The 25,454-nt window shown below is 68.6% G+C and carries 20 protein-coding genes; 8 read left to right on the top strand and 12 right to left on the bottom strand.

What is annotated here, in order from left to right; genetic code table 11:
- Window positions 1-20 precede the first annotated feature (20 nt).
- Complete coding sequence (locus HGK58_RS07460; protein WP_168627706.1) at window positions 21-893, bottom strand: M15 family metallopeptidase; 873 nt, start codon at window positions 891-893, stop codon at window positions 21-23.
- 109 nt (window positions 894-1,002) lie between these two features.
- On the opposite strand from HGK58_RS07460, the gene HGK58_RS07455 reads away from it, so the two are divergent.
- Window positions 1,003-4,767, top strand: a complete 3,765-nt coding sequence (locus HGK58_RS07455) for a hypothetical protein (RefSeq protein ID WP_168626976.1) — start codon at window positions 1,003-1,005, stop codon at window positions 4,765-4,767.
- A gap of 7 nt (window positions 4,768-4,774) precedes the next feature.
- On the opposite strand, the gene HGK58_RS07450 is transcribed toward HGK58_RS07455, so the two are convergent.
- Window positions 4,775-5,413, bottom strand: coding sequence for a response regulator transcription factor (locus HGK58_RS07450; protein WP_193509813.1), 639 nt, complete (start codon window positions 5,411-5,413; stop codon window positions 4,775-4,777).
- Window positions 5,414-5,458: 45 nt separating this feature from the next.
- Complete coding sequence (locus tag HGK58_RS07445) at window positions 5,459-6,808, bottom strand: sensor domain-containing protein (RefSeq protein ID WP_168626974.1); 1,350 nt, start codon at window positions 6,806-6,808, stop codon at window positions 5,459-5,461.
- Window positions 6,809-7,046: 238 nt separating this feature from the next.
- On the opposite strand from HGK58_RS07445, the gene HGK58_RS07440 reads away from it, so the two are divergent.
- Window positions 7,047-8,531 (top strand): MDR family MFS transporter, encoded by a 1,485-nt coding sequence (locus tag HGK58_RS07440; protein ID WP_168626973.1) that lies wholly within the window; start codon window positions 7,047-7,049, stop codon window positions 8,529-8,531.
- An 8-nt stretch (window positions 8,532-8,539) separates the two neighbouring features.
- Here HGK58_RS07440 and HGK58_RS07435 read toward each other — a convergent pair whose 3' ends face one another.
- From HGK58_RS07435 to HGK58_RS07420, 4 genes are read right to left on the bottom strand one after another with little or no spacing between them, the layout of a single operon-like run.
- The gene (locus HGK58_RS07435) at window positions 8,540-9,973 is read right to left on the bottom strand and encodes an amidohydrolase (protein ID WP_168626972.1); all 1,434 of its coding nucleotides are present in this window, start codon (window positions 9,971-9,973) and stop codon (window positions 8,540-8,542) included.
- Entirely contained in the window at window positions 9,970-10,584 is a 615-nt protein-coding gene (locus HGK58_RS07430; RefSeq protein ID WP_168626971.1) for an FMN-binding negative transcriptional regulator, read from the bottom strand. Before HGK58_RS07430 ends, HGK58_RS07435 begins: the two co-directional genes overlap by 4 nt.
- A gap of 22 nt (window positions 10,585-10,606) precedes the next feature.
- Window positions 10,607-11,557 (bottom strand): DNA-formamidopyrimidine glycosylase family protein, encoded by a 951-nt coding sequence (locus tag HGK58_RS07425; RefSeq protein WP_168626970.1) that lies wholly within the window; start codon window positions 11,555-11,557, stop codon window positions 10,607-10,609.
- Window positions 11,557-12,045 (bottom strand): ribose-5-phosphate isomerase, encoded by a 489-nt coding sequence (locus HGK58_RS07420; protein WP_168626969.1) that lies wholly within the window; start codon window positions 12,043-12,045, stop codon window positions 11,557-11,559. Before HGK58_RS07420 ends, HGK58_RS07425 begins: the two co-directional genes overlap by 1 nt.
- 187 nt (window positions 12,046-12,232) lie before the next feature.
- Between HGK58_RS07420 and HGK58_RS07415 the strand changes: the two genes are divergently transcribed.
- Window positions 12,233-12,856, top strand: coding sequence for a hypothetical protein (locus tag HGK58_RS07415; protein WP_168626968.1), 624 nt, complete (start codon window positions 12,233-12,235; stop codon window positions 12,854-12,856).
- On the opposite strand, the gene HGK58_RS07410 is transcribed toward HGK58_RS07415, so the two are convergent.
- Complete coding sequence (locus tag HGK58_RS07410) at window positions 12,785-13,402, bottom strand: disulfide bond formation protein DsbA (RefSeq protein WP_168626967.1); 618 nt, start codon at window positions 13,400-13,402, stop codon at window positions 12,785-12,787. The genes HGK58_RS07415 and HGK58_RS07410 overlap by 72 nt on opposite strands.
- 120 nt (window positions 13,403-13,522) lie before the next feature.
- Between HGK58_RS07410 and pepN the strand changes: the two genes are divergently transcribed.
- From pepN to HGK58_RS07395, 3 genes are all read left to right on the top strand, one after another.
- Window positions 13,523-16,063 carry an aminopeptidase N gene (gene pepN, locus HGK58_RS07405; RefSeq protein ID WP_168626966.1) on the top strand — a complete coding sequence of 847 codons (2,541 nt, stop codon included), beginning with the start codon at window positions 13,523-13,525 and terminating at the stop codon, window positions 16,061-16,063.
- A gap of 121 nt (window positions 16,064-16,184) precedes the next feature.
- Complete coding sequence (locus HGK58_RS07400; RefSeq protein WP_168626965.1) at window positions 16,185-17,165, top strand: mechanosensitive ion channel family protein; 981 nt, start codon at window positions 16,185-16,187, stop codon at window positions 17,163-17,165.
- A 19-nt stretch (window positions 17,166-17,184) separates the two neighbouring features.
- Window positions 17,185-17,598: a globin gene (locus tag HGK58_RS07395; protein ID WP_349236207.1), complete on the top strand. Its 414-nt coding sequence runs from the start codon at window positions 17,185-17,187 to the stop codon at window positions 17,596-17,598.
- 3 nt (window positions 17,599-17,601) lie between these two features.
- Here the strand turns inward: HGK58_RS07395 and hutI are convergent, their stop codons facing one another.
- From hutI to hutH, 4 genes are read right to left on the bottom strand one after another with little or no spacing between them, the layout of a single operon-like run.
- The gene (gene hutI / locus HGK58_RS07390; protein ID WP_168626963.1) at window positions 17,602-18,750 is read right to left on the bottom strand and encodes an imidazolonepropionase; all 1,149 of its coding nucleotides are present in this window, start codon (window positions 18,748-18,750) and stop codon (window positions 17,602-17,604) included.
- Window positions 18,751-18,785: 35 nt separating this feature from the next.
- Complete coding sequence (locus tag HGK58_RS07385; protein ID WP_168626962.1) at window positions 18,786-19,664, bottom strand: arginase family protein; 879 nt, start codon at window positions 19,662-19,664, stop codon at window positions 18,786-18,788.
- Complete coding sequence (gene hutU / locus HGK58_RS07380) at window positions 19,664-21,325, bottom strand: urocanate hydratase (protein WP_168626961.1); 1,662 nt, start codon at window positions 21,323-21,325, stop codon at window positions 19,664-19,666. The genes HGK58_RS07385 and hutU overlap by 1 nt, the downstream gene beginning before the upstream one ends.
- Complete coding sequence (gene hutH, locus HGK58_RS07375) at window positions 21,322-22,863, bottom strand: histidine ammonia-lyase (RefSeq protein ID WP_168626960.1); 1,542 nt, start codon at window positions 22,861-22,863, stop codon at window positions 21,322-21,324. Before hutH ends, hutU begins: the two co-directional genes overlap by 4 nt.
- A gap of 78 nt (window positions 22,864-22,941) precedes the next feature.
- On the opposite strand from hutH, the gene HGK58_RS07370 reads away from it, so the two are divergent.
- Both HGK58_RS07370 and HGK58_RS07365 read left to right on the top strand, forming a co-directional pair.
- Window positions 22,942-23,697 carry an IclR family transcriptional regulator gene (locus HGK58_RS07370; RefSeq protein ID WP_168626959.1) on the top strand — a complete coding sequence of 252 codons (756 nt, stop codon included), beginning with the start codon at window positions 22,942-22,944 and terminating at the stop codon, window positions 23,695-23,697.
- A gap of 100 nt (window positions 23,698-23,797) precedes the next feature.
- The gene (locus tag HGK58_RS07365; RefSeq protein WP_168626958.1) at window positions 23,798-25,450 is read left to right on the top strand and encodes an FAD-binding dehydrogenase; all 1,653 of its coding nucleotides are present in this window, start codon (window positions 23,798-23,800) and stop codon (window positions 25,448-25,450) included.
- Window positions 25,451-25,454 lie beyond the last annotated feature (4 nt).

The following is a 25,454-nucleotide window of genomic DNA, read 5'->3' as shown; positions in this document are numbered from 1 at the left end:
TAGGTATCGTGATGCGCAGATCAGTAGGTCCGCGCGGGTGGTTGGCCGAGGAACTCCTCCAGCGTCGTGAACGCGCCGTCGTGGTACGCCGCCGCTAGTTCGACCCCGACGAAGCGCATGTGCCACGGCTCGGGCGTGTACCCGGTGACCTCGGTGCGACCCGCCTCGTACCGTGTGATGAAGCCGAACCGCCACGCGTTCGCGGCCGCCCACTTGCCCTGCGCGCTCGCTCCGAAGTCGTCGATCGTCAAGCATCCGGATGCGAAGCACGGCACCAGATCAGCGGTCAGCCCGGTCTGATGCTCGCTGTGCCCTGGCCGCGCCGACACGAGATCCGCCCGCTCCTGCCCCTTGTCCCACACGTGCCAGGCGTAAAGCGAGTCCTGCGTCGCATAGGAGCGGTAGCCGCTCAGCATGCCGATTTCCCCAACGCCCTCGGCGAGCGCCGCCGCCACAAGTTGCTCGAGCGCCGCCACCGCCCCCGCGCGAAGCGGGGTCCCATTGATGTTCCGGATGCTCGGCCAGGCCAGGTCGCCGGGCTCGAAGTCGAGCGGCACCAACGCGCGCTGCTTGTTCACGAGTACCCAGTGCCGGTTCGGGTCGCTCAGGTCCAGGCATTGCGCACCGGATGCCACCGCCTCACGGAACGCGTCTGCTCCACCGACCGCGGCGATCAGCTCGGCGTCGGTGCCTGCGAGCGCTTCGAGCACGGCAGGCTGTTCGCACAGCGGAATCGGCGTCGGAGTGGGCGTTGGCGACGTGGACGGCAGCGACGTGGGCTTGCGCGTCTCGGACGGCGGCGTAGCCGAGCATCCGGTCACCACGATGGTGACCATCACGGCCAGCAGCACGAGGCTTCGCACGCCCTGGCCCTCCCGGCCCTTCCCGACCATCCGCACTCGCACAGTCTTCCACCTCTGGCACGCACGTCCCACGCCGAGAGTCGAACGACCGCTACCGTGATAGCTGCACACGCGACGGGACAAGCAGGGGGCAGCGCCGATGGCCGAAGACGACAGCGAGTTCCGCGGCTACGCCGCGCCGATGTACTTCCCTCGTCGCCTCGAGGACCTCACCGGCACCGGCAACTGCCCTGCGTGCTTCGCGCGGCTGACAGGTGAGGTCTGCGACTCATGCCGACTCGACCTGAACCACCCCGCTGCATCCAGGTTGCACGACGTGTCACTCGCGGCTGCGAACGCGCTCGAACTCCGCGCTTCAATTGTGGGGCGGATGCGATTTGAAACTGCACAGCGAGGCGCCGAATTGACACTGCAGGGGGCGCAGGCGGTGGCGCAGCCAATCGCCGTGCCTGTGGCCTCGACCGAGACAGCCGCATCGCCCGCCGGCGCCACCTCGTCGACGGCAATCGCCGAACCGGCGGCCGAGGAGCCGGCCTTCACCCCACCGCAGCCGCCTGTCACTCCCCCGCCACCGGCATCCGGAACACCGGGCGGCAACTTCACGATCGAGCCGCGCCGCTCGAGCGTCCAAGTCACCCTGCTGCTGGTCGGCGTGACCCTGCTGTCGGTGGCCGCCATCTTTTTCCTGGTGTACGCCTTCATCAATTTCGGGCTGATCTGGCGCAGCGTGATCATCGGCGGCATCACCGTCGCCGCCCTGGTCGCTGCCCACCTGCTGCGTGTCAAGGGGTTGCGAGCAACCGCCGAGGGCATCGCCGCGTTCGCGGTCGTGCTGGTCTACCTCGATGCGTGGGCGGTGCGCGAAAACGACCTGTTCGGGCTCGGGAGCGGTCACGGCGCCATCCACTGGGGCGTCACGTTCGTCGCAACGTCGATAGCGTTCGCGCTGTGGAGCCGCGCGAGCACCCTGCGCACCCCCGGCATCGTCGGGCACTCGGTGTTCGTGCCGGGCATCATGCTGCTCGCGGCCGGCATCACGGACGAACTTGTGCTCGAAGACGGCACCTTCATCGCCTTCAGCGCCGGGGCGATCGCCGGGTTCAGCCAGCTCCTCGCCCCACATCGGGTCGAACGGGTCATCGTGCTCATCCAGACCAGCCTCGCTGTCGCTGGTGCGGCGTTCGCCGGCCTCTTCGTCGGTGATCCGGCGATCGGCCCCGCCGTGGCACTCGCTGTCGTCGCCCTCGTGGCCGGCGCGCACGTTTACGCGCTCGCGCAGCTCAGCGCTCGCGCTGAGTTCCGCGGCTTCGGCTACGGGTTCAGCCTGGTCGCCGGGATTGTCGCGGCCGGTTTCATGGTGCCGCTCGACACCGGGTGGGACCCCTTCTCCTACCTTGTGCCGCCGGTAACGGCTGTCGCTGTCGCGGTCGGGTTGGACGGCATCCGTTCGAAACTGCCGGAGGGGTATGGCCGCAGGTCGCTCCTGCTTGCGACGGTAAGCGCCGGCGCGGTGGCGTTGCTCGTTCTCGCGTTGCCGGTCGGGGTCAGCGCGTTCACCGTGCTGGTCACGGTGGCGAGCGCCATCTTCCAGCCGTGGGATAACGCTGCGATCGACACCATCTACTTCGTTGGCGACGAGTTGGGCTGGGCGGTGCTTGGGCTTGCGATCGCGACCGCACTCGCCGGACTCCTGTGGGGCGTCGCCCGAATGCTGGGCCGGCGCCTCGTCGTGGTCGCCTGGGCGGCCGTCATCGCGCTGCTGCTCGCGGTTCCGCTGCTGAGCACCGTGTGGATGGTGCTCGCCGGCTGGCTCGCCATCGCCGTGGTCGCCCTCGGGCTGCTCCTGCTGAATCGTGGGGAGCGCATCCGCGGCCCGCTCGTGGCAGCACTGGCCACCGCCGGCACCATCGGCTATCTGTTCGGCTGGGTGAGCATCGAGACCTGGTGGGCGAGCACGATCGTCGCCCTCGCCCTGCTCATCGGGGTCCGGATGCTGGTTGCGCGGCCCGCTCGCGCGGCGATCGCCGCGGTGATAGCGGCGTTGGTCATCGGCTCCGCGGCAGCGGTTGCGGCACACATCACGTTCGGCTCCGGAGTCCCGGATGCTGTCGACGCGGCGGGCCGCATCCGGTTCGCCGGGCTCGCCGCGGTCGTGGTGTTCGCCGGCGCCGCGTTCCCGAACCGGCTGGTCAGCCCGCTGGAGCGCCGCGCAGTGTTCTGGGTCAGCGGCGCGCTGATCGCGATGCTGGTCGGCTCGACCCCGGCCTGGCTGGAGCGGCTGAGCGCAGCCGAGCGGGGCTTGCTGCTCCTGCCCGAGTATTGGACCGGGCTCGGTGTCGCCCTGCTGCTGCTCGCCGGGATCGCGCTGTGGCTGCGCCGCGTGAACCGGGTGCTGAAGGTGGAGCGCATCGTCGCATCCGTCGGCATCGGCCCCGCGCTGTACCTGGCCGTCACGTCGTTTGCGCTCGCGCTGGGACTGGTCGAATTCAGCGCGGCGGTCGCGCCGATCAGCGCCGCGCTGCTCGCGGCAGCCGGGTCGCTCGTCGTCAGGGTGCTCGGTCGTTCGACGCTGCCGCGCTGGGCGCGGGATGTCGGAGTCGCGATCGTGGCGGTGCCTGCCCTGGGCTGGGCGGTGTGGTCCAATGCCGACGCCGGCTGGCTCGTGCTCGCCCTGGGAGGTGTCACGGCCCTGCTGCTCGCGATCGACACCGACGGGTTGTTCGGTTCGCAGTCCCAGCGCCGACACTTCGGCTGGCTCGCTCTCACCCTCGCCACCGGTGGCCTGTGGTGGCGCCTCAGCGCCGACGCGGTCTCCTCGCCTGAGCCCTATCTCCTGCCGCTCGCGGGCGCGCTCATCGTCGTGGGGATTCTGGTGCACCGCGCGCGGGGCGCATCCGTCGCCGCGCCGCTGATCGCGCTCGGCGGGGCGCTTGTCGCCATCCTGCCGCTCGCGTTCCAGTACGCGACCGGGGATCCGATGCTCGCCATCGTGCTGTTCGCGGTGTCGACCGCGCTGCTGCTCGCGGGCAGTTTCCTGCGCGGCGGTTCACCCGCCTGGCTCGACGCCGCCGCGGCCGCCGGTGCGATCGGTGTGGCTGTCACCGCGATCGGACGGGCCGCCGAGGCGTCGGTGTTGGACGTCGCGCGAGATGTGTGGCTGGCCGGAATGTTCCTGGTGCTGCTCGTCGCCGCGATCGGGCTGGGCCTGCGGGCATCCGGCGATCGCCTGCGCACCCTCGCCGCGAACGGGCTTGTCATATTCGCGATGGCGGCGGTTCTCCTCATTGAGCTGACGAATCTGCCTGACACCCGGCTTGGCGCTGTGCGCGCGATGGCGATCGTGGTCACGTTCGCCGCCGTGCACGTGCTGTCGTTCCTGGGCGACCGGGTACCGTTCACCCCGGTTGTCGGGTGGAGCGCCATCGGCTTCGCGTTGATCGGGGCGCTGCTGGCCCTGCAGACCGTCGAGCCCGTCGAGATCCTCTTCGTGCCAATAGCGCTCGCGCTGCTCGTCACCGGCGCAAACCACCTGAACGAGGTGGCAACCGCGCGGTCATGGCCGTGGCTCGGCCCGGGAACCGGCATCCTGTTGCTGCCATCGCTGATCGCGACAGTCGACGACCGCCCCATGTGGCGTCTGGTCGGCCTCGGGGTGGTGGGTGTCGCGGTGATTGTCGTGGGCGTGGCCAAGCGGCTGCAGGCGCCGTTCACGATCGGCGTTGTGGTGGTGCTGATCCACGGGATCGCGACGTTCCTGCCTCAGTTGCGGGCGGCGTACGAGTTCTTCCCGTGGTGGCTGTGGCTGGGTGCCGGCGGCGTGCTGCTGATCGTGCTCGCCGCCCGGTATGAGCAGCGCATCGCCAACTTCAAGGCGATCGCGCTGAAGTTTTCCAACCTCCGCTGACCGAGGGTCAGCGCTGCAGCCAGGCGAGCACCGCGAGCACCCGGCGGTGGTCGGTGCCGGAATCCTCGAGGCCCAGCTTCTGGAAGATCGACGTCACGTTCTTCTCCACAGCACCGGTGCCGATGAACAACGCGGATGCAATCGCCGCGTTGGTCTTCCCCTCGGCCATGAGGGTGATGACCTCGCGCTCGCGCGGGGTGAGGCTCTCGAGCGGGTTCTGCCGCCGGCCGAGCAGCTGTGTCACGACCTCGGGGTCAAGCACAGTGCCGCCGGCCGCGATGCGCTCGATCGCGTCCTTCAGCTCGTCGAGGCTCGCGACGCGATCCTTGAGCAGGTAGCCGATGCCGCCGCTGCCGGATGACAGCAGTTCGCTCGCGTATGCGACCTCGACGTACTGCGACAGCAGCAGGATGCCGAGGTTCGGCTGCAGCTCGCGCGCGCTGATCGCCGCGCGCACTCCCTCATCCCTGTAGGTCGGGGGCATCCGCACGTCGAGCACCGCGAGGTCGGGCCGCAGCTCGGGCAGGCTCGCGATCAGCTCGTCGCCGTCACCGAACGCCCCGATGACGTCGACGCCGGCCTCGCCGAGCACCCGCACGAGTCCCTCGCGAAGCAGCACCGAATCATCCGCCACCACAACCTTCAACGCCACCGCCCCACTCTAGGGGGACGGCGGCGTTGAAGACTGCGGTCAGTAGGTGATGGGCAGGTGGACGGTGGCCACCGTGGGGCCGCCCTCGGGACTCGAGAGCTCGAAGCTGCCGCCGAGACCGCGGATGCGCTCCTCGATTCCAGCGAGGCCGTGGCCGTCCTTCGAGGCCGCACCGCCCGAACCGTTGTCGGCGACCGTGACGTCGAGCCACCAGTCGTCGCCCTCCGGAACCCGGTGGAGCGCGAGCTGCATTCCGATGTCGGATGCGCCGGAGTGCTTGGTTGCGTTGGTCACCAGTTCGCTGGCGACGAAGTACGCGTTCCGCTCGATCTCCTGCGGCAACTGCACCGAGCTGTCGATCGCGTTGACGAAGCTGACCGGCACGGCGTTCCGGGCGGCGAGCGACTCCAGGGCGGCGGCCAGGCCGCGGTCCATCAGGATCGGCGGGGCAAAACCGCGGGACAGCGCACGCAGCTCATCGAGCGCAGCCTTCGACTGCTCGTTCGCCTCGGTGATCAGCTTGCGCGCGTTCTCCGGATCCCTGTCCAGCTCACGCTCGGCAGAGGCGAGGTCCATCTGCAGCCGCACCAGGCGCTGCTGCGGACCGTCGTGGATGTCACGCTCGAGACGACGCAGCGAGTGACCCTCGGCGGAGATCGCAGCACCCCGGGACTCGTTGAGGTCGACCACGCGACGCTCAAGCGCCTCGGAACGCCATGCCCCGAGCATCCCCTGGGCAATGACGTGGTGCAGTCGGGTGAGACCGCGGGTGATGAACGGCAAGGTGAGGGCGAAGAAGATCCCGAAGAAGAAGTTCAGAATCGCGTCACCCTCAGGACCACCCGGCAAGTTTCCGCCAGGGGCAAAGAACCCGAAGATCACCTCTGACAGGTAGAAGTCGTTGTCACCCTGTGGGATGAAGCGGTCCCAGAACCAGAAAGTCAGTCCGCCGAGCGTGCCCGCCACCCAGGTGATCGCGATCGACCAGGTTGCGATGCCGATGGCGAAGTTCACGACCATGCCGTGCAGCAGGTAGATCCAGTAGCGGCCATCTGCGAGGGGACCGAGCGCGCGCGCGAGCCCGGTGCGATCCGAGTCGCCCCAATTCGGGCGCGCGATCTCCGGCATGCCCGCGGCGCGCAGGCGCACCAGCTCGAGCGTTCCGAAGCCGCGCGCAACGAACAGCGCGGCGACGATCAGGAAGAGGCCGACGAAGATGACGATCATGCCCGCGCCGGCGGAAAACAGCGAGACCATCACCGAAAAGCCGACAACGACGATCGGCAGCGTCGGCAGCAGGAAGCCCAGCTCTCGAGGAACCCCGCGCCAGAGTGCGCCGTAGCCGGTCCTCTCGCTCACGTGCTCAAGCCTGACAGATTCTGTGGTCATGTATCTTTTCCTCGTATCCGTTGGTGGCGTCGATTCGGCAACAACAACCAGCATCGCGATCCGGCGCGGACGGCGGCATCCGGCTGCCTCACGGATGCCCGTTCGGGTTAACCCCACCGAACCTGAGGGGAATATCGTCCAGCTGGAATGTCTGCGGTGAGGCATAGGTTGCGTCTGATACCTTTCGCTGTCTCCCCCGCAAAGCCTGCCGCGCTACCCCTTGCCTCAAAAGGACGAAATGACTAACACAGCACCGGTCGAACTGCCGATTGTCGACCACTCGCGCCGCAACCAGCGCGTCATCTGGCTGTTGCTCGCAGCCGCTTTTGTGGTGATCCTGAACGAAACCATCATGAGCGTGGCCATCCCCCGCCTGATGACGGATCTGTCGATCGACGCGCGGGCAGCTCAGTGGCTCACCACGGCGTTCATGTTGACCATGGCCGTGGTCATCCCCATCACCGGCTTCCTGCTGCAGCGTTACAACACGCGGCCGATCTTCATCGCCGCCATGACGCTGTTCTCGGCCGGAACCCTGCTGGCCGCCGTCTCGCCCGGCTTCGAGGTGTTGCTGGTTGCGCGCGTTGTCCAGGCATCTGGAACCGCGATCATGATGCCGCTGCTCATGACGACCATCATGAGCCTGGTGCCGCCTGCGACCCGCGGAAAGACCATGGGCAACGTGTCGATCGTCATGTCGGTCGCCCCTGCGCTCGGCCCGACGATCTCCGGCCTCATCCTCAGCACGCTGACCTGGCGATGGCTGTTCTGGCTGGTGCTGCCGATCGCGCTCGTGATGCTCGTCATCGGCATCCGCCGCGTCGAGAATGTCAGCGAACCGCGGCCGGTCCCCATCGACGTGGTCTCGGTCATCCTGTCGGCGTTCGCCTTCGGCGGGCTGGTCTACGGGCTCAGCCTGGTCGGCGCCAGCGCGCAGCAGAAGGGCGACGCGATCGCCGTCTCCGAGACGCAGATGTGGGTCTCGCTGGCCGTCGGCGCACTGGCTCTGACGATCTTCATCTGGCGCCAGCTGCTGTTGCAACGCCAGGATCGTGCCCTGCTCGACCTGCGCACCTTCCGCGCGCCGATCTTCACTGCCTCGGTGAGCATCCTGACGGTGAGCATGGTCGCCCTGTTCGGCACCATCGTCGTCTTCCCGCTCTACCTGCAGCGCGTGCTGGGCCTCACCGAACTCGAGTCCGGGCTGATGATCATGCCCGGCGCGCTGCTGATGGGTTTGCTCGCGCCGTTCATCGGCCGGCTGTACGACCGCATCGGGCCGAAGCCGCTTGTGATCCCCGGCACGATGATCGTCAGCGGCGTGCTGTGGGGCTTCACGACGGTGGGGACCACGACCTCGGTCTGGTTCGTGCTTGCGCTGCAGATCACCCTCAACCTCGGTCTGGGGATGTTGTTCACCCCGCTGTTCACGGCCGGGCTTGGCGCTGTGCGGCCAAGTCTGTACTCGCACGCGAGCGCCGTCGTCGGCACCATTCAGCAGGTCGCCGGAGCCGCGGGCATCGCGTTGCTCGTCACGGTCATGTCGACGCAGGCGGCCGCGCTCGAGGCGACGGGTGTCTCCGTGGTCGAGGCGGAGGCCGCGGGCACGCGCGCGGCCTTCCTGGTCGGGGCGATCATCTCGCTGGCTGGCGTCGCGCTGTCCTTCTTCATCAAGAAGCCGGCCGACGTGATTGCAGAGGCACCGGTGCCCGCCGCGCACTGACCTGGCGGTTACAGCGTCGAGTGGGTGACCCGGCCGGCCAGCAGCGTCAACGCGACGGGCATGCTGCGCAACTGCTCACCGTCGGCGCTGTACGGGTCGAGTTCGACCGCGATCAGGTCGGCGGGCTCCCCCTCGGCGACGCGTGAGCGAGTCGAGGCAGTAATGGCCTCGCTGGCCGTCACCGCCTGCTCCGGATGCCACGGCTCGCGCCCGTCGCGAGCGCGGCTGACCGCGGCGCTGATGGTGATCCACGGGTCCAGCGGCGCAACCGGAGCATCCGAGCCGAACCGCAACTCGATGCCTGCGTCGAGCAGGGAGCGCAGCATGAAAGAGCGGTCGGTGCGGCCGGCCCAGTACTGGTCGGCGATGTCCCGGTCGTCCATGGCGTGCTCTGGTTGAACGCTGGCGGCGAGGCCGAGCGCAGCTATTCGCGGGATGTCTTCACGCCGCAGCAACTGGGCGTGCTCGATGTTTCCGCGTCCGCCGACGGCCTCGATCGCGTCGAGCGCGAGCCGGTTCGCCTCGTCGCCGATGGCGTGCACGGTCAACAGGATCCGTGCATCCATCGCCTTGCGCAGCAACGGCATTAGCCGGTCCGGCGGGACGGTGAGCAGGCCATGGTCGTGCGTGCCCGGGTACGGGTCGACACAGAAGGCGGTGCGCGTGCCGAGCGACCCGTCGGTGAGGATCTTGAACGAGCCGACCCGGAGCAGGCCGTCGTCTGTCAGCGTCTCCCCGGAGAAGCGCCCATCTTCGATGGCCTGATCCAGGTACTGCGTGTAGATAGCCGCGTCGACGCGCAGCACATCGAACCCGTTGCCGAATCGGCGCGTCCAGTTATCGATGTTCGGCGCCATGTCGAGGTCGGTGATGCCGACGATGCCGCGCGCGGCCGCGGCGAGCGCCGCATCGCGCACCCATTCGTCGTGCTGCTCGGTCGGCGCCTGCTTGAGACGTGCGACGAAGTCGAAGCAGTCGTCCTCCTGCAGCAGGCCGGTCGGGTGGTCGGTGTAACCGTAGGCCCGGGCGGCGGCCGTGCTCAGCCAGCAGGAGTGCAGGTCCGAGTTGATGAGCACGACGCTGCGGTCGCCGACCGCGGCGTCGAGCAGCTGCCTGGTCGACGCGTTGTCCGGCCAGAGCGCGTCGCGGATGCCGACCCCGACCACGGTCTCGTTCGGGTCCTCCTGCGCGTGAACGTGCAGTTTCATTACGCCGGCGGCCTCAGCGGCCGAGGTGACCCGTGACAGGTCGATGCGGCGGAGCGTGTACGCCCACTCGCCGAAGTGCACGTGGTGGTCCCACATCCCTGGGAGCAGCCAGCGACCGTCAAGGTCGAGCGACTCCCCCGTGCTCGTGCCCGCTGGCGGGAAGCCTGCTATCAAGCCGTCGTTGATCTCCACGTCGACAAGTTGGTCGCCGACGCGTGCGTTTCTGAGGATCATTGTTCTCCGTGCACTCTGCGCATCTCGTCAGCCAGTCGAGGCTGCGAGTAGTTGGCACCGTGGTCGAGCTCGTCGATGACGGTGTGCACGACATCGGCGGGCTTGTTCTGGCTGAGCTTCAGTCGCGCGTCGAAGCGCGTGACTACGAGTCGGAAACCGACGGTGCCCGTCGCAAGCTGCCGGTTCTCGTGGTCGTCCTCGAGCAGCTTCGGATGCGGCATCCGGCCTTCGAAATGCTCGACCAGGGTGCCGAGCACGCGCCAGTTCTCCTCGTCGCTGAGGATCTCTGGCGTTCCGTACAGGTGGGCTGTGGCGTGGTTCCAGGTCGGAACCGACTTCAGGTCGCCGTACCAGCCAGGCGAGATGTAGCCGTGCGGACCCTGGATGATGACCAGCAGCTCTCCGCCGCCGAGCTCGAGCAGGCGGTCGTCGGGGCGGCCGACGTGCGTGACGATGCTGATCTCGTCGCGGTCCTCCTCGAGCAGTACCGGGTAGTGCGAGGCGACGAGACCCTTGGCCGTGTTGGCGACAATGGTCGCCCACGGGTTCTCGCGTATCAGCCGCCGGACCTCCTGCGGGTCATCGATGACAAAGGACGGATTGTGGCGCATTACTCAAGCATGGCATGGCGGTTCACCGCTGGCAGTTAGGGCACCAGTACAGTTTCCGGCCGGCCGCCATGTCCATCAGGATGTGCGTGCCGCAGGTGCGGCACGGCAGGCCCGCGCGCTGGTAGACCCAATGCCGGTCGTCACTGTTAGCGAGCGCTTTGCGGTAGTCCTCGTCGGTCGGGTAGTCCATGGTCAGCATGTGGCCGGTTTCGACTCCGATGTGCAGCAGGTGCACCCAGTCGCGCCAGAGCGAGCGCACGGTCTCCTCGGGGACCCGCTTTCCGGGCGTGTGCGGGTCGAGTCGCGCCCGGTACAGCAGTTCGGCGCGGTAGACGTTGCCGATGCCGCTCACGATCGACTGGTCCATCAGCAACAGGCCGATCGGGGTCGGCTTCTTCAACACCGTCGCGGTGAACCGGTCCTCCGCCTCCTGCGAGTCGTCGCCCATCGGGTCGGGTCCCAGCTTCGCCACCACCGCATCGACTTGCTCCGGCAGCAGCACCTCGCATGCGGTCGGTCCGCGCAGGTCGGCGACGGTGTCCTCGGTGAGGAGCCGTACCCGCACCTGCCCAACCGGCTCCGGGGGCCACGTGTCCAACTCGGGCTGCACGGTCTCCTTCTCCGACATGCGCAGCCTCGAGCGCCGGGGCGCGCCGATCGAGTGCAGCGAGTCCTCGAAGTTGGCGAGGTCGTTGCCGCGCTCATCGGCCGATGCGAGCGGCGCATCCGTCGAGATGTCGCCCGCGAAATCCCACGCGCCGTAGATGCCGAGATGCACGCGCAGCCACAGCCGGTGATCGAACTCGAGGAACAGATTCTTGCCCACCGCGCGCGAGTCGGTCATCGTGAGCCCGTCGAGCTGCTGGGCGCCGCTCACGAACCGTCCCTGCGGCGAGCTGGTTTCGACGCGCTTGCCGACGAAGTGCAGCCTGAACTGCCTCGCGATGCGGTGGACGGAGTGACCCTCTGGCATCAGGCGCCGATCTCGTGCCCGGCGATGGTCCCCGTCCGCTCGTACTCTGCAAGCTGCGCGATCCGGCGCGAGTGGCGCTTCTCGCCGGAGAACGGTGTGGCGATGAAGGCGTCGATGAACTCGATCGCTTCCTCCAGCGTGTGCTGGCGCGCGCCGATGGAGATCACGTTGGCATCGTTGTGCTCGCGCGCGAGCTCGGCGGTCGACCGGTTCCAGACCAGCGCGGCGCGAGCGCCCGGTACCTTGTTGGCCGCCATCTGCTCGCCGTTTCCCGAACCGCCGAAGACGACACCGAGAGCCTCGATCCCGGACTGCTGGTCGGTCACAACACCGATCGCGGCATTGATGCAGAACGACGGGTAGTCATCCAGCGGGTCGTATTCGCGCGGGCCATGGTCGATCACCTCGTGGCCGGCACCCCGCAGGTGCTCCTGGAGGTCGCGGCTGAAGTCCAGACCGGCGTGATCGGTGGCGATGTGGATGCGCATACAGGTCATTCTAAGGATGCCGCGGGGCAGCACCTCTGGCCTTCGGCCGACAACAGGCGCACACTGGAGGGAACTGCAAACGCGACAAACGCGGGAGGCGCAGATGTCACCGACGACCGTATCGCCCGGGATGGTCCCAGTCCTTTCTGCAGGACGGCACCGCAGTCCCCGAACAGGCGCGTGCTTCATGGAGTTCGCGTCCTACCTGGCTGGAGAGCGCTGGAGCGACCATCCGTCGTGCACGCATCCGGCTCTGGCATTCCTTGCCCGCATGGTCAACGACTGCAGTTCCGACACGGAGCGCTCTCGACTTGCTGTGCTCATCCCGTCGGTCATCGGACTGAATGGCTCCGACCGCTCGGTCGAGGTCGCCATCGCGCTCCGTGCTGCGAGCGTCGCCCTTCCCATTGCCAGTGAGGAACGGCAGCGCGCGCTCGCTGTCGGCATCCTCTCCTGCCAGCGGATCCTGGAGCGGATGGGCGTCGAACCGGCTCCCGACCTCGCGGCCGCCGTGGACAGCGCGATGCAGCGGACCCCGCTGGCCGTCAGCTGGGCACGGGACTTCGTGGGAAGCTACCGGCTGCCCACCGGCAACAAGGCCGCGTCCCGCCTGAGCGAGTCGGTCATCCGGATCTCCGTTCTCGGCATCGCCGGCGCGTGCATCGAGAACCCGGACGCGCGACTGCGCGCGCTGCTGACTGCGGCGATCGAGGACTCGGCCGCGATCCTGCGGCCGACGTCAGTCGAAGACCGGGCCCCGAGTGCGCGACCGCTTCAGTTCGAAGAACCCATCGTAGGAAGCCGCAGCTAGAACGCCATCCCAGAGGGCGACCGCTTGGTCGCCCTTTGGTGTGGGCGAAATCACCGGACCGAAGAACGCGACATCGTTCACGGCGATGACCGGAGTGCCGACGTCCTGGCCGACTCGGTTGATGCCGTCGAAGTGCGACGCGCGCATCTGCTCGTCGAACTCGTCGCTGTCGGCGTACTTCAGGTACTCGGCCGGCAGGCCCAGTTCGGCGAGCGCCTCCGGGATCACGGCATCCGGATCCTTCGAACCGTCGAGGTGGATGCGGGCGCCGAGCGCGTCGTAGAGCGGCTTGACGACGCCAGCGCCCTCGAGTTCCTTCACCGCGGCGACGAGCCGGGTGTAACGCAGCGCGCGTGGGAAGAACGCCCGGTAGGCGTCGTCGACATCCTTGTCCTCGTTCAGCACCGCGAGGCTCATCACATGCCAGTTGACGTCAAGTTCGCGATGCTGTGACACCTCGTCGACCCAGCGGCTCGTCATCCAGGCCCACGGGCAGGACGGGTCGAACCAGAAGTGAACAGGGGTGGCGGATGCTTCGGTGGTCATGCATCCCAGTCAAGCGCATCCCCGCTGGGTGACCTGCATCGGGGTGGCCGCGCCGACTAGTCTGGGGTGCGCGCCGCCGCCGTTGCCGCGCGCAATTCGTTCGCTGACATGGGAGCCTAAGTGCCTGGAGACAACCTCACCCGCCTCGAAGCGCAGGAGCGCAAGGCGCTCATCGATGTGCAGAGCTACGACGTCGAGCTCGACCTCACGACGGGACCCGAGGTGTTCCGCAGTACCACGGTCGTCAGATTCACCGCGACCGCTGGCGCCTCGACGTTCATCGACGCGTTCACTCGCACGGTGCACTCGATCCAGCTGAACGGCGTCGAACTGGACCCTTCCGTGGCCGACGGTGTGCGCATCCAGCTCGCGGGCCTCGCCGAGGAGAACGTGCTGCGCGTCGACGCTGACGCCGAGTACACCAACTCCGGCGAGGGGCTGCACCGCTTCGTCGACCCGGTGGACAACGAGGTGTACCTCTACTCGCAGTTCGAGGTGCCGGACTCCCGCCGCGTGTTCGCGGTGTTCGAGCAGCCCGACTTGAAGGCATCCTTCGCCTTCACCGTCACCGCCCCCGCGCACTGGGTGGTCGTGTCCAACTCGCCGACCCCCGCGCCGGTTATCAACGGTGACTCGGCGACCTGGCTATTCGCGCCCACCCCGGTGATCTCGTCGTATATCACCGCCATCGTGGCAGGCCCGTACGCTGTCGAGCGCAGCGAACTGACGAGCAGCGACGGGCGGATGATCCCGCTCTGCATCTACTCGCGCAAGTCGCTCAGTCAGTACCTCGACGCTGACTACCTCTTCGAGAAGACCCGTCAGGGCTTCGCCTACTTCGAGAGCAAGTTCGACTACCCGTACCCGTTCGAGAAGTACGACCAGCTCTTCGTGCCGGAGTTCAACGCCGGGGCGATGGAGAACGCCGGTGCAGTCACGTTCACCGAGACCTACGTCTTCCGGTCGAAGGTGACGGATGCGATCAAGGAGCGTCGCGTCGTCACGATCCTGCACGAGCTCGCGCACATGTGGTTCGGCGACCTGGTCACCATGAAGTGGTGGAACGACCTGTGGCTCAACGAGTCCTTCGCCGAGTGGGCATCCACCATCGCGACCGCCGAGGCCACCGAGTGGTCGGAGGCGTGGACCACCTTCCAGGCGATGGAGAAGAGCTGGGCCTACCGACAGGACCAGCTGCCGTCGACGCATCCGGTGGTCGCGACCATCAACGACCTAGAGGACGTGCAGGTCAACTTCGACGGCATCACCTACGCCAAGGGCGGCTCGGTGCTCAAGCAGCTCGTAGCCTGGGTCGGCGAGGAGGCGTTCTTCGCCGGGGTCGCCGCGTACTTCAAGAAGCACGCATACGGCAACACCGAGCTGACGGACCTGATGGCAGAGCTCGAAGTGACGAGCGGCCGCGACCTGAGCGGCTGGTCCAAGATGTGGCTGGAGACCGCTGGCGTGAACACGCTGCGACCGGAGATCGAGACGGATGCCTCGGGCACCATCACGAGCTTCGCGGTGCTGCAGAGCGCGCCGGAGGACTACCCGACCATCCGCCCGCACCGTCTCGCGATCGGCTTCTACGACCTCGTCGCGGGCAAACTCGTGCGGGATGACCGGCTGGAGCTGGACGTCGATGGCGAGCGCACCGAGGTTCCCGGCCTGGTCGGGCGCCGCAAGCCAGCGCTCGTGCTCATCAACGACGACGACCTGGCCTACGCGAAGATCCGCCTCGACGAGCAGTCGCTCGAGACGGCGATCGCGCACCTGAAGGACATCGAGGACCCGCTCGCGCGCGCACTCGTCTGGGGTTCGGTGTGGGACTCGACCCGCGACGCGGAGGTCGCCCCGCGCGACTACGTGAAGCTCGTGCTCGGCAACATCGCCAGCGAGACCGAGAGCACCACCATCCGGACGACGCTGAACCAGCTCGTCACCACGGTGCGCACCTACGTCGACCCGTTCGAGCGCGCCAAGACGCTCGAATACATCGGCTCGTCGCTGTGGACTCTCGCCGAACTGGCGGAGGCGGGGTCGGATGCGCAGTTCCAGTTCGTGAAGTTCTTTGCGAGCGTCGCGTCGATCGGTGACCACGTCGCCGCGCTGCGTGGCCTGCTCGACGGCACCGTCGCACTTGACGGCCTGACCGTCGACACCGACCTGCGTTGGGAGCTTCTTGAGGGTCTCGTGCTGAACGGCGCTGCGACCGAGGCGGACATCGACGCCGCGCTGGAGAAGGACAACACCGCAAATGGCCAGCAGGCGGCGGCTCGCGCTCGCGCCACGTTCCCGACGGTGGAGGCGAAGCTCAAGGCGTTCTCGTCCATTGTGGATCAGGCGGATGCGCCGAACGCGATCGTACGGAACACCGCGCTCGGCTTCCAGCACGTCAACGACCCCGCGGTGCTCGAGCCGCTCGTGGAGCGCTACTTCGCGAGCCTTGCGAACATCTGGGAGTCGCGCAGCTACCACATCGCCGAGACGCTCATCGTGGGCCTCTACCCCGCGCCGCTGGCGACCCAGTCGCTCGTCGACGCAACCAACGCGTGGCTGGACGCCAACCAGGAGATCCCGGCGCTGCGCCGCCTCGTGGTGGAGAACCTCGCAGGTGTGGAGCGCGCGCTGAAGGCGCAGGAGCGCGACAAGCAGCGCTGACACCTCCCAGTTGCCCACTTTGGCCCCTGTTTCCGCATTTTCAGGGGCCGAAGTGGGCAACTCGGCGTTAGCGACCCCTCGGAGTGAGTGAGCAGGCGCAGAAAAGTAGACTGGCGAGAATATGGATGAGACTCCCCCCGCCTTCGACTGGACGGCCTTCTGGGCGAACGTCGACGCGTTCTTCAGCCATCCGCTGGTCAAAGCCCTTCTTCTCGTCGTCTTCGCCCTCGTGCTCAACTGGGCGCTGCGCTTAGGCATCCGACGAGTCGTCAACCGCGTTGTCACGGGCGCCAAGAAAAAGCACAGTGTCGACGACACCCAGGCCCTGATCTCCTCGCCGCTCGCCGCGGCGCGGGTTGTGCAGCGCACCAGGGCGCTCGGCACCGTCTTCAACAGCGCCGTGACGGCGATCATCACGATCGTGATCCTCCTGCTGGTGATCTCGATCGTCTTCCCCAACGCCACCGGAGCGTTCGCGATCGTCAGCGCCGCGATCGGCGCCGGTCTGGGTTTCGGCGCGCAGAACATCGTGAAAGACGTGCTGAACGGGATCTTCATGGTCGCCGAGGACCAGCTCGGGGTCGGCGATGTCGTCGACGTGGGCGAAGCGACCGGCACCGTCGAAGAGGTCGGCCTGCGCATCACCAAGGTGCGTTCGGTTGACGGCACCCTGTGGTTCGTTCGCAATGGCGAGATCCTGCGCGTCGGCAACTTCTCCCACGATTGGGCCCGCGTCATCATCGACCTCCCCGCCCCGTACACCGCGGATGTCTCCGCTATCCAGGAGACGCTGCTGGAGACGGCCACCGCCATGTCGAACAGCCCGGCCTGGCGCTCGAAGATCCTCGAGAAGCCGGAGATCTGGGGCATCGAATCCGTGTCGGCCGAGGCCATCGTCATCCGCCTGGTGATGAAGGCGCGGCCTGCGGAGCAGTGGGCGGTTGCGCGTGAGCTGCGGCTGCGGCTCAAGCACGCGCTCGACGAGATCAACGTCGGTCTGCCCGCGTTGAACCGGGTGGTCATCGACAGTCCGGATGTCCCGCAACCAGTCGGCAGGCGGACACAGCAGCCGACGACCGAGAAGGAGGAGTCCGGTGAGTGAAACCGGTGGGGAGACCCACGTGACGCTGCGCACCGGCGAGGGCGGCACCGCGGTCGGCGGCGAACTCTTCGACCAGATCGGCGGCAGCGAGACCTTCGACCGGCTGGTCACCGCGTTCTATGAGGGCGTGCAGAACGACCCGGTGTTGTGGCCGATGTACCCGGCGCACGACCTCGATGGCGCCATCCGTCGCCTGAGCATGTTCCTGCAGCAGTACTGGGGCGGACCGAAGACCTACAGCGAGGAACGTGGACATCCCAGACTCCGGATGCGGCACGTCGCGTTCAAGGTGAACCCGGATGCCCGGGAGCGCTGGCTGCGACACATGCGCGACGCCCTGGACACGCTCGAGCTGCCGCCGTTGCAGGACGCGACGCTGTGGGGCTACCTCGAGCGCGCCGCCCACTCGCTCGTCAACACCTTCGAGGAGTAGCCGCTACGCCTTGAAGACCTGCTGCACCTGCGGCACGCCCGGCCGGTAGGCCAGGTAGCTGTAGTGCGGGGCGTCGAGCACGACCAGGTCGGCCTTCTTGCCCTCTGCCAGCACGCCGACGTCCTCGCGGCGAAGCGCCGCGGCTCCCCCTGCGGTCGCCGCCCAGAGCGCCTCAGCCGTCGTCATCCCCAGCTCGCGCACCGCGAGGGCGATGCAGAACGACATTGACGACGTGTAGCTCGACCCCGGGTTGCAGTCGCTCGCGATCGCCACGGTGACGCCCGCGTCCATCAGCCTGCGCGCATCCGGGTACGGCTGGCGGGTGGAGAACTCGACGCCCGGCAGCAGCGTCGCGACGGTGTTGCCGCCAGCGAGCGCCGAGACATCCTCATCGGTGAGGAAGGTGCAGTGGTCGACGCTCGCCGCGTCCAGTTCGACCGCGAGCTGCACCGCGCCTGACGTTCCCAGCTGGCCGCCGTGCAGCCGCGCCCCGAGCCCACGGTCGATTCCCGCCTCGAGGATGGCGCGTGCCTGGTCGACGTCGAATGCGCCGTCGTCACAGAACACGTCGATCCACTTCGAAAGGGGCGCGCACAGGTCGAGCATGGTGCCGGTGACCAGTTCGACGTAGCCGGCCGGGTCGTCGGCGAATTCGGCGGGGACGACGTGCGCCCCGAGGAAGGTCGTCTCGGTGGTGAACTGGCCAGCGATGGCGAGGCTTCGCGCCTCGTCGATCGAGGTCAGCCCGTAGCCGCTCTTGATCTCGACGGTGGTGGTGCCCTGCGCCCGCATCTCGGCGACCAGGCGCGTCGCGTTGCGCGCCAATTCGGCGTCGCTCGCGGAGCGGGTCGCCTCGACCGTGCGGCGGATGCCGCCGGCGGCGTACTCCTCGCCCGCCATCCGCGCCACGAACTCGTCGGAGCGGTCGCCCGCGAACACGACGTGGCTGTGGCTGTCGACGAAGCCGGGGATGACGCAGCGCCCGCCGACGTCGAGCCGGTCGTCGGCATCCGGAGCGCTGCCCGCGTCGCCGACCCAGCTGATGACGCCGTTGTCGATGACGACAGCGGCGTTGGCCCGCTCCGCGGTCAACTCGCCCTGCTCAGGGTCGTTGGTGACCAGCAGGCCGATGTTGTCGATCACAGTGCTCAAGTTGGGCGCCTTTCAAAATTTAACGACGCCTTAACTTACAGTGTTCTACTTCGAAATCCTGCTACCGACTCGAGTACGCACAGCGCGACCAGCCGGATGGTCCGCTGATCTGGTGTGTCCTTCGTCGCGTCAACCTCGACCAGATCGACCGAGCGGACGGTCGGATGCGCACCAGCCAGTCGCGCGGCGATCCGCAGCTCGTGCGCCGAGATTCCGCCCGGAACCGACGCCGGGCAGGCCGGCGCGACCGAGCGATCGCACACATCCACGTCCAGGTCGACGTGCACCGGGCCGCCCCCGGATGCCGCCAACTCGAGCGCCTCCGCCATCACGTCCGCCATCGGTCGCAGCATCAGGGCGTCGCGGTGCACAACCGTGATGCCGTAGTCGGCGGCACGCGCTGCGTACTCGGCGGAGTTCGCGAAGTCGGCGATCCCGACCTGCACGACCCGGCCGCCGTCGAGGCCGGCCTCGATCAGCCGCCGCACCGGCGACCCGTTGCTGACGCCGTCCCGCAGGTCGTGATGGGCGTCGAGGGTGACCAGCCCGCCGGCCGCCAACCCGTCGCCCATCCGGCCCAACGCGGTCGGCACGGTCGCGGCGTTGTCGCCGCCGAGCGCGATCACCAACTCGGCCTCGATCGCGGCGATCGCCGCTGCGGCCGCCCGCTCGTCGGCATCCGGATCGGCCAGGTCACCGCAGTCGACGATCGACAGCTCGCCCCACGGCACGGTATACGCGAACTCGCCGTAGTAGCGGAGAGCCTCCCGCACGGCCGCCGGGGTCTTCCCGGCGTCGGTCGCCGACAGCGAGGTGCGCCAGGTCGGCACCCCGACCAGCGCGACATCGGCGGCACCGGCGGGCGCGGGCCAGTCGCCCGCGCGGGGCCAGAGCGGATCGTGCGACAGAGCCATCAGTCGCCAGTCTCCCGCATGGGGATGCGCACACCGCGTTCATCGGCGATCTCGACGGCGTGGTCGTACCCGGCATCGACGTGACGGACGACGCCCATCCCGGGATCGTTGCGCAGCACCCGGGCGAGCTTCTCTGCGGCGAGCGGCGTCCCGTCGGCCACCGACACCTGGCCGGCGTGGATCGACCGGCCGATGCCGACACCGCCGCCGTGGTGGATCGACACCCAGCTGGCGCCGGATGCCGTGTTCACCAGCGCGTTCAGCAGCGGCCAGTCGGCGATGGCGTCGGACCCGTCGAGCATCGCCTCCGTCTCGCGGTAGGGCGAGGCGACCGAGCCCGAGTCGAGGTGGTCGCGGCCGATCACGATCGGTGCGCCGAGTTCGCCGGCTGCGACCATGTCGTTGAAGCGCAGCCCGGCGACGTCGCGTTCGCCGTAGCCGAGCCAGCAGATGCGGGCGGGCAGTCCCTGGAAGTGCACGCGCTCCCCCGCGAGCTTGATCCAGCGGGCCAGCGATTCGTTCTCCGGGAACAGCTCGAGCACCGCCCGGTCGGTCGCCGCGATGTCGGCGGGGTCGCCGCTGAGCGCTGCCCAGCGGAACGGGCCCTTCCCCTCGGCGAACAGCGGCCGGATGTAGGCGGGCACGAACCCGGGGAACGCGAACGCGTCGGCGTACCCGGCGGCGAGCGCCTCGGTGCGGATGTTGTTGCCGTAGTCGAACACCTCGGCGCCCGAATTCTGGAAGCCCACCATCGCCTCGACGTGCCGCGCCATCGACTGGCGCGCCGCGTTCGCGAAACCGGCCGGGTCGGCGCTCCGTGCGGCGTCCCACTCGTCGAACGAGAACTCGAGCGGCAGGTAGGCGAGCGGGTCGTGCGCGCTCGTCTGGTCGGTGACGATGTCAATCTCGGCGCTCATCGCGAGCAGCCGCGGCACGACATCCGCCGCATTGCCGAGCACCCCGATGCTGAGCGGCCGGCGGGCGTCGCGGGCGTCGTAGGCGAGCTGGAGCGCGTGCTCCAGGCTGTCGGCCTGCACGTCGAGGTAGCGGTGCTCCAGCCTGCGCGCGATGCGGCTCGGGTCGACGTCGACGCAGATCGCGACGCCGCCGTTCATCGTCACCGCGAGCGGTTGGGCGCCGCCCATCCCGCCGAGCCCGCCGGTCAGTGTGATCGTGCCAGCCAGGGTGCCACCGTTGCGCTTGGCTGCGACCGCGGCGAAGGTTTCATAGGTGCCCTGCAGGATGCCCTGCGTTCCGATGTAGATCCACGAGCCTGCGGTCATCTGCCCGTACATGGTCAGGCCGAGCTGCTCGAGGCGGCGGAACTCGTCCCAGTTGGCCCAGTCGCCGACGAGGTTCGAGTTGGCGATGAGCACGCGCGGCGCCCACTCGTGCGTCTGCATGACGCCGACCGGCCGGCCGGACTGCACGAGCATGGTCTCGTCGCCCTTGAGAGTGGTCAGCGTGCGCACGATCGCGTCGAAGCTGGCCCAGTCGCGCGCGGCCTTGCCTGTCCCGCCGTAGACGACCAGCGCATCCGGATGCTCTGCAACCTCCGGGTCGAGGTTGTTCTGCAGCATCCGGAGGGCGGCCTCCTGCTGCCAGCCGAGGGTGTTCAGGGTGCTGCCGCGGTGGGCGCGCACCGGTCGTGGTCCGCTCATACGAGTTCTCCTCCTCGCTCCGAGACGACGGCTGCCGCGGCCTGCAGCAGCGAGCCGTCCAACACCATCGAATAGGCGTCCTCGATCTCAGGGGCGAGATAGCGGTCGGTCGCCGGCCCCTCGATCGCCTCCCGCAACCGTGCCCGGACCGCGGCTGCGACTGGGCCAGGCTCGACCGGCGCGCGCAAGTCCATCGCGCGAGCGGCGGTGAGCAGCTCGATCGCGATGACGCGGCCGAGTCCATCGATCGCGCGCCGCAGCTTGCGGGCGGCGCCCCAGCCCATCGAGACGTGGTCCTCCTGCATCGCCGACGACGGGATCGAGTCGACGCTCGCCGGCGTGGCGAGCCGCTTGAGCTCGTTGACGATCCCCGCGGCGGTGTACTGGGCGATCATATGGCCGGAGTCGACGCCGGGGTCGTCGGCGAGGAACGCGTTCAGCCCGTGATTGCGGGCGACGTCGAGGAAGCGGTCGGTGCGGCGCTCGCTCATGCTGGCCAGGTCGGCGACAGCGATGGCGAGGAAGTCGAGCACGTAGCCGAGCGGTGCGCCGTGGAAGTTCCCGTTCGACTCGAGCCGGCCATCCGGAGTCACCACCGGATTGTCGATCGCCGCTGCCAGCTCGCGCTCGGCGACCATCGCGGCGTGCTGGATGGTGTCGCGCACCGCGCCGTGCACTTGCGGCGCGCACCGCAGCGAGTAGGCGTCCTGCACCCGGGTGAATCCAGTCGGGTGGCTCACCATGTCGGAGTCGGCGAGCACCGCGCGCATGTTCGCCGCGGAGTCGCGCTGTCCCGGATGCGGCCGCAGCGCCTGCAGGTCGGCGGCGAACACCGCGCCGGTCCCGGTGAGACCCTCGACGCTCATCGCTGCGGCGAGATCAGCGGTGGTGACAAGCGCGCGCAGGTCGTTCAGCGCGAGGACGAGCATGCCGAGCATGCCGTCGGTGCCGTTGATGAGGGCGAGGCCCTCCTTCTCGTGCAGCTCGATCGGCTCGATGCCGGCCGCGGCGAGCGCGTCGGATGCCTCGACGAGGGTGCCGCTGGAATCCCGCACCGTGCCCTCGCCCATCGCCGCGAGTGCGATGTGGGCGAGTGGGGCCAGGTCCCCCGAGCAGCCGAGGCTGCCGTACTCGCCGACGACCGGGGTTAGCCCTGCGTTCAACAGTGCCGCGTAGGTCTCGGCGACGACCGGGCGGACCCCGGTGCGCCCTGTAGCCAGCGTCGACAGGCGCAGCAGCATGGTCGCGCGCACCACCTCGCGTTCGACCTCTGCGCCGCTGGAGGCTGCGTGACTGCGGACGAGCGAGCGCTGCAGCTGGGTGCGCCGCTCGAACGGGATGTGCTTGCTCGCGAGCGCGCCGAAGCCGGTGGAGACGCCGTAGTGCGGCTGGTCGTCGCTCGCGAGCTGCTCGACAACCGCCCGGGACTCGGCCATCGCGGTGAGGGCATCCGGGGCGAGCTCGACGGGTTCGTCATCCCGGGCGACGGCGACGACATCACCGGGCGACAGCGGCCCGGTACCGAGAGAAACAGCCATGGTCACATCAAACTCCCGAACCGTGCCCCGAGCGCCGGTTGATCGCACAATGTGTCTTGGATACGAGACAATAAGTGCATGAACGTGCCCGCCGCGAGGAGCGCACTGCGCATCATCCGGCACCTCGCCGAACGGAGCGGCCCTGTGCGCGCCGCGACCATCGCGCGCGAACTCGAACTGCCCCGGTCGAGCGTCTACCACCTGCTGGCCGTGCTGCAGGATGAGGGCTTCGTCGTGCACTCGCCCAAGCACCAGGGCTACTCGCTGGGGCCGCTAATCGGTGAGATCGGCACGACGGTGCTGGCGTCGGATGCCCTCGCGCGGATCGGCCGACCGTTGCTCGAGCGGCTGGTCGCCGAGACGAAGCTGCCGGTTGTCGGACACCTCGGGCTGCTGCAGCACACCGACGTCGTCTACGCGGTGAAGGTCGCGGCCGCCCGCGCACCGGCGGTGGTGACCAGCGTCGGCGTGCGCCTGCCCGCCCACCTGACCGCGACCGGGCGTGCGATGCTCGCTGCGCTGCCGCCCGCCCAGTTCGCGGCCAACTACTCCCCCGGCGACCTCCAGCTGCGCACCGAGCAGGGGCCAGCCACCGTCGCCGCGCTCGAGGAGCTGCTCGCCCAAACCCGGGACCGCGGCTGGGCGACCGAGGACGGCGACATCAACCCGGCCTACGCATCCGTCGCCTCCGCCGTGCTCGACCACAACGACTACCCGGCGGCCGCGGTCGGCCTCACCTTCCGCCGCAACCTGCTCGCCGACGCGCCCCGGCTCGCCCGTGCCGTCTCGCACGCTGCCGACACGCTGTCCCGCCGCATCCGCGGCCGCTCTTAACCCGTCTCAAGGATTTCCTGCCGCTTCGCTGCCGACTCGCCCGCAACATCCGTCGCCGCGGCGAACATCTCCTTGAGACGGGTTAGGGAAAGATGAGGGCATGACGACGGAGTTGGACAGTGACGTCTTGGTTGTCGGCGGCGGGCTGGCAGGGCTGGTGGCCGCGGCCGAACTGGTGAACGCGGGCAAGCGCGTGACCATCCTCGAGCAGGAACCGGAGGCGAGTTTCGGCGGCCAGGCCTGGTGGTCCTTCGGCGGACTGTTCCTCGTCGATTCGCCCGAGCAGCGCCGGATGGGAGTGAAGGACTCGCCCGAGCTCGCCCGCCAGGACTGGTTCGGGTCGGCCGGCTTCGACCGTGAGGAAGACCTGTGGCCGCAGCGCTGGGCCGAGGCATACCTGGATTTCGCGGCCGGTGAGAAGCGCGCGTGGCTGCACGGTCTCGGCATCCGGTTCTTCCCGGTCGTCGGTTGGGCCGAGCGGGGCGGGTACACGGCACTCGGCCACGGCAACTCGGTGCCGCGGTTCCACATCGTCTGGGGCACCGGCCCGGGAGTGCTCGCGCCGTTCATCAAGACGGTGCGCGACGGACAGCAGCCAGGCCTCGTCACCCTCGCGTTCCGGCACCGCGTCGACGAACTCGTGGTCGACGGCGGCGCGGTGGTCGGCGTGCGCGGCACCATCCTGCAGCCGGATGCCGCCGAGCGCGGCGCGGCGAGCAACCGCGAGCCGGGAGGCGAGTTCGAGGCCAGCGGCCAGGTGATCGTCACCAGCGGCGGCATCGGCGGCAACCACGACCTGGTGCGCGACCAGTGGCCGCGCCGGATGGGCGACGCGCCGGCCGACCTGCTCTCAGGTGTGCCCGCCCACGTCGACGGGCGGATGCTCGGCATCAGCGAGCGAGCCGGGGCACGCCTCATCAACGGGGACCGAATGTGGCACTACGTCGAGGGCATCAAGAATCACAGCCCGGTGTGGCCGCTGCATGGCATCCGGATCCTGCCTGGTCCGTCCAGCGTGTGGCTTGACGCGACCGGCAAGCGGCTGCCGGTGCCGCTGTTCCCCGGCTTCGACACGCTCGGCACCCTCGAGCACATCGTCGCGACCGGCCACGCGCACTCGTGGTTCGTGCTGACCCAGAAGATCATCGAGAAGGAGTTCGCGCTCTCGGGCAGCGAGCAGAACCCCGACCTCACCGGCAAGGACTTCAAGCTGCTGCTGCAGCGGGTGAGGAAGGGCGCCCCCGCACCAGTCGAGGCATTCAAGCGGCGCGGAGAGGACTTCGTCGTCGCGAACACGCTGGACGAGCTCATCGCCGGCATGCAGGCGAAATCGGACGTGCCACTCGACGCGGACCGCATCCGCGCCGAGGTCGAAGCTCGTGACCGCGAACTCACCAACCCGTTCGCGAAGGACGCCCAGGTGAACGCACTGCGGCAGGCACGCAAGTACCGCGGCGACCGGCTCATCCGAGTGGCTGGCCCGCATCGCATCCTCGATCCGAAGGCCGGTCCACTCATCGCGGTGAAGCTGCACCTGCTGACCCGCAAGAGCCTTGGCGGCATCGAAACCGACCTTGACTCACGAGCCCTCGGCACCGACGGGCGACCGATTCCCGGCCTGTACGCGGCGGGCGAGGCGAGCGGATTCGGCGGCGGCGGCGTCCACGGGTACCGGTCGCTCGAGGGAACGTTTCTCGGCGGATGCCTGTTCAGCGGGCGCGCCGCCGGGCGCGCTGCCGCGGCGAGCGCCTAAGCAC

The organism is Cryobacterium sp. BB307, from assembly GCF_012274275.1.
Taxonomy (GTDB): domain Bacteria; phylum Actinomycetota; class Actinomycetes; order Actinomycetales; family Microbacteriaceae; genus Terrimesophilobacter.
The sequence above is the reverse complement of the archived record's forward strand: the minus strand, read 5'-3'. Positions and strand labels throughout refer to the sequence as shown.

Coding starts and splice junctions, on each gene's coding strand:
- HGK58_RS07460 (WP_168627706.1), bottom strand. CDS start 893: ATGGTCGGGAAGGGCCGGGAGGGCCAGGGCGTGCGAAGCCTCGTGCTG.
- HGK58_RS07455 (WP_168626976.1), top strand. CDS start 1,003: ATGGCCGAAGACGACAGCGAGTTCCGCGGCTACGCCGCGCCGATGTAC.
- HGK58_RS07445 (WP_168626974.1), bottom strand. CDS start 6,808: ATGACCACAGAATCTGTCAGGCTTGAGCACGTGAGCGAGAGGACCGGC.
- HGK58_RS07440 (WP_168626973.1), top strand. CDS start 7,047: ATGACTAACACAGCACCGGTCGAACTGCCGATTGTCGACCACTCGCGC.
- HGK58_RS07435 (WP_168626972.1), bottom strand. CDS start 9,973: ATGATCCTCAGAAACGCACGCGTCGGCGACCAACTTGTCGACGTGGAG.
- HGK58_RS07430 (WP_168626971.1), bottom strand. CDS start 10,584: ATGCGCCACAATCCGTCCTTTGTCATCGATGACCCGCAGGAGGTCCGG.
- HGK58_RS07425 (WP_168626970.1), bottom strand. CDS start 11,557: ATGCCAGAGGGTCACTCCGTCCACCGCATCGCGAGGCAGTTCAGGCTG.
- HGK58_RS07420 (WP_168626969.1), bottom strand. CDS start 12,045: ATGCGCATCCACATCGCCACCGATCACGCCGGTCTGGACTTCAGCCGC.
- HGK58_RS07415 (WP_168626968.1), top strand. CDS start 12,233: ATGGAGTTCGCGTCCTACCTGGCTGGAGAGCGCTGGAGCGACCATCCG.
- HGK58_RS07410 (WP_168626967.1), bottom strand. CDS start 13,402: ATGACCACCGAAGCATCCGCCACCCCTGTTCACTTCTGGTTCGACCCG.
- HGK58_RS07400 (WP_168626965.1), top strand. CDS start 16,185: ATGGATGAGACTCCCCCCGCCTTCGACTGGACGGCCTTCTGGGCGAAC.
- HGK58_RS07385 (WP_168626962.1), bottom strand. CDS start 19,664: ATGGCTCTGTCGCACGATCCGCTCTGGCCCCGCGCGGGCGACTGGCCC.
- hutU (WP_168626961.1), bottom strand. CDS start 21,325: ATGAGCGGACCACGACCGGTGCGCGCCCACCGCGGCAGCACCCTGAAC.
- hutH (WP_168626960.1), bottom strand. CDS start 22,863: ATGGCTGTTTCTCTCGGTACCGGGCCGCTGTCGCCCGGTGATGTCGTC.
- HGK58_RS07370 (WP_168626959.1), top strand. CDS start 22,942: ATGAACGTGCCCGCCGCGAGGAGCGCACTGCGCATCATCCGGCACCTC.
- HGK58_RS07365 (WP_168626958.1), top strand. CDS start 23,798: ATGACGACGGAGTTGGACAGTGACGTCTTGGTTGTCGGCGGCGGGCTG.